We start from the raw sequence: 2,544 nt of genomic DNA, 5'->3' as shown, positions 1-2,544 counted from the left end.
GTGGTGTACAGGCCGACGAGGAAGGATGGTGGGAAGAGGCTGTCGGTGCGGGTGACCGCGACCCGTGTGGGCTATCCGACGACGGTTGCCACCAGCTCTGCCGTGAAGGTGAAGAGGTGAGCGAGGCACCCGTGCGCATGCTCTCGCGCGCCCTCGTCCGGCGCGGCCTGATGGCCCTCGCCGCCGGATCCGTCGCCGCCGCCGGCCTCGCGGTCGTCACCGTCGCGCCGGGCGAGGCCGCGCTCGCCAGCCACCTCGTGATCAACGAGGTCTACGGCGGCGGTGGCGCGTCGAGTGGCTCGCCCTACTCGAAGGCCGACTTCGTCGAGCTCTACAACCCGACGGGCGCCGACATCTCGCTCAGCGGGCTGTCCCTGCAATATCGGTCGAGCACCGGCACCGGCACGTTCACCAGCATCGCGTCGCTCGCCTCGGCCGGCACCGTGCTGGCACACGGCCACTACCTGGTCCAGACGTCCGCGGGCAGCTACGGCTCCGACCTCAGCCCCGCCGCCGACTTCACGACGACCACCACGCTCAGCATGTCGGCGAGCTCGGGACAGGTCGCGCTCGCGCAGGGCACCACCGGCGTCTCCGGCTCGGGCACGTCGATGCAGTCGGCCGGCAACGTCATCGACTTCGTGGGGTACGGCGCCGCCACCTCCTCCGAGGGCGCGGCCGCGCCGGGCACCGCCCTCGACAGCACCAAGTCCGTGGCGCGCACCACCGCGGGCGACGACACCGACAACAACAAGGCCGACTTCCAGGTCCTGACCACGCCGACGCCCGAGAGCTCCGTCTCCGACAACCCCGACGCACTGCGGATCACCGCGCCGTCGCTGGGCAGCGCCGAGCTCGACGAGGCCTACAGCTACACCTTCGCCTCGAGCGGAGGGACCGACCCCACGAGCTGGGCTCTCGCGTCGGGCGCGCTGCCCGACGGTCTCACGCTCAGCTCCGCCGGCGTGCTGTCCGGATCCCCGACCGCGGTCGGCACCTTCACCTTCGCCGTCACGGTCACCGACGCGGCCGCCGCGACCGCGACCAGCGGCTCCCTGTCCCTGACGGTCACCGACGGTGCGTCCGGCACCGGGTCGGGTGGCACCGGGACCGGCACGAGCTCGAGCTCCTGCCCGAGCGCTGCGGCCGCCATGACGACGTACGACGCTCCGAGCGGCTACTACGACTCCGCCAACCTCCTCACCGGGTCGGCGCTCGAGGCCGCGCTGCACAAGACCGTCGGGCCGCACACGATGTTCTCCTACGACTGCCTCTGGACGGCGCTCGCCGTCACCGACGCCGACCCCGACAAGGCGGGCAACGTCATCGAGCAGTACTCCGGATTCTCCATCTCGGCGACCCAGCACGGATCGAGCTGCACCTCCGGCACCGCCCAGGCGGACTGCGTCTGGAACCGCGAGCACACCTGGGCCAAGAGCCACGGCGACTTCGACACCTACAACGGCCCCGGCACCGACCTGTTCCACATGCGCCCGGAGGACGCGACCACCAACTCCACGCGCAGCAACCTCGACTTCGACGACGGTGGCACCGCCAACGTCGCGCACTGCTCGCAGTGCAAGAAGGACAGCGACTCCTTCGAGCCGCGCGCCGAGATCAAGGGCGACATCGCCCGCGGCCTGATGTACATGGCCGTCGCCTACGACGGCAGCGACGCCTACTCGTCGTGCACCACCGTCTGCCCGGACCTGCAGCTGGTCGACAACACCTCGAACAGCGGCTCGAAGAACCCCTACATCGGCAAGCTCTCGACGCTGCTCGCGTGGTCGTCGCAGGACCCGGTGGACGACACCGAGCGCAAGCGCAACGAGATCATCTACAAGACCTATCAGGGCAACCGGAACCCGTTCATCGACCATCCCGAGTTCGCCGAGGCGCTGTGGAACGGCGGGGCGGGCGTTCAGACGGTCACCTCCACCCCGACGCCCACCCCGACGCCCACCCCGACGCCCACGGCGACCGCGACGGCCACGCCGACCGCGACGGCCACGCCGAGCGAGTCGGAGACGAGTACGCCGACGCCGAGTGAGTCGGCGACGACCACGCCGACGCCGAGTGAGTCGGCGACGACCACGCCGACGCCGAGCGAGTCGGCGACGACCACCCCGACTGCCACCCCGGCCCTCGAGGCGACGGCGCCCACGACCCTGTCCGGCACCGGCAAGGTCGACACCGTGCTCACCGCCCAGCCGCCCACGTGGAGCACTGACGGCGTCACGGTGACCTATGCCTGGTCCCGGACGCGCACCGTCGACGGCCAGCAGGTCACCGAGGCGATCACCGGCGACGGCGCCTCCTACACCGTGCTCCCGGGCGACGTCGGCTCGACGATCGCCGCGACCGCGACCGGCTCCAAGACCGGCTACGGCGACGGCTCGAGCACCTCGGACCCGGTGCTCGTGACGAAGGGCGCCGCGCTCACCGGGACCGCGGTCGCCGCGCCGGCGACCGCGGTCCAGGTGGGGGACGTCCTCACCGCGCCCGCCGCGCCGACCTGGTCGCACGAGCCCGACTCCGTCAGCG

The 2,544-nt window shown here is 71.7% G+C and carries 1 protein-coding gene; it reads left to right on the top strand.

The features are described 5' to 3' along the window. Nucleotides 1–116: 116 nt before the first annotated feature. Nucleotides 117–2,544: endonuclease (locus QM572_RS18660; RefSeq protein ID WP_415095481.1), on the top strand; the 2,428-nt coding region annotated here is incomplete at its 3' end.

Origin of the sequence: Nocardioides sp. (assembly GCF_047607365.1) — a bacterium.
In the GTDB taxonomy this organism is placed as follows: domain Bacteria; phylum Actinomycetota; class Actinomycetes; order Propionibacteriales; family Nocardioidaceae; genus Nocardioides.
Note: the sequence above shows the minus strand (reverse complement) of the source record. Positions and strands in the feature narration are given on the sequence as shown.